This is a genomic window from Pseudomonas sp. UM16, from assembly GCF_050312595.1.
GTDB lineage: Bacteria > Pseudomonadota > Gammaproteobacteria > Pseudomonadales > Pseudomonadaceae > Aquipseudomonas.
The window spans coordinates 1-925 of sequence record NZ_JBNPJT010000050.1 but is presented as its reverse complement, the minus strand read 5'-3'; the positions used below and the strand labels follow the sequence as shown (position 1 = coordinate 925).

Below are 925 nucleotides of genomic sequence, written 5' to 3'. Positions count from 1 at the left end.
ACAATGCTATTGACGACGCCGATGTCGTCAGGTTGTTTGGGTGGGGCGATGGCGAAGGTAGGGATGGGCCAGTAAGCCACGGCGTTGCCTGCCGAGTATTTGAATGCGGCGCGTATGTTGATCGATTGGGTGATCTCCCGAGAATTGACTGACGCCTCATAGTCCAAGGGATCGCGGGAATAGATCGAGGTAAAATTATTGTTTTTCCTTTGAATGAACGTCCACAGCTCAGATTGTTGGTAGTAGTCGACAGCGATTCCGCTTCCGCGTATTTCCAGGGCATAAGTCTGTTTGTAGTTGGCCCGTTGCGCCTCGTTGTCGGCAATCACCTGGGCTTTGTAGGCGGCAAGCTTGGCTTTTTCGTGGGCTACGGCATTGGCCCACCAGTGGACGGCATAGATCAGCGCCAGGGCCCCAACGATGCTGACGATGCCCCAGCGCACGACGGTACTGAAGTTACCAATGTTCATGTGATCTACCTGTGCCTTGTAATAGATGAACCCGGTGAAGCCAAGCCAGGCCACAGTCAATATGACTACCGTCCAGAAATAGCCTCGTAGCCGCGGCCTGGTTTGCAATTTCTGCTGAGGCACTTTCACCGGAACTCTCCTTTTTTAACGGCACTTGCAAGTAGAGATGGCGGCTCCAGTGGCACCAGGTCGGATGAAGGAAACTCGCCTAGGTGGTAATACAGGTGGCTGGCTGTCACCAATGTTTGTGCCTCGACACTCAGACGTGACCAACCTGCGAGAGCGATGACTTTCTTGTAGCGCTCTTCATCCAACTTCCAATCCGCAATCGCCACCAACACCTCGCGCGTGTCCGGATGGGTAAGGCACTTGGCCTGACCGATGGCAATGTCCATGGCGGTGACCCAACGGTGGTTTTCCGGGCTGCGCAGCATGGCCGAGTGATAGCTGTTGGC

2 protein-coding genes are annotated in these 925 nt (G+C 54.7%); both read right to left on the bottom strand.

Features of this window, described 5'->3' with window-relative positions:
* On the bottom strand, positions 1-599 hold a 599-nt coding region (locus ACQRAX_RS25485), incomplete at its 3' end, for a type VI lipase adapter Tla3 domain-containing protein (RefSeq protein ID WP_427867776.1).
* Positions 596-925 (bottom strand): effector protein Tle3 domain-containing protein (locus ACQRAX_RS25480; protein WP_427867775.1); only part of this gene is annotated, 330 nt, incomplete at its 5' end. The genes ACQRAX_RS25485 and ACQRAX_RS25480, both read right to left, overlap by 4 nt.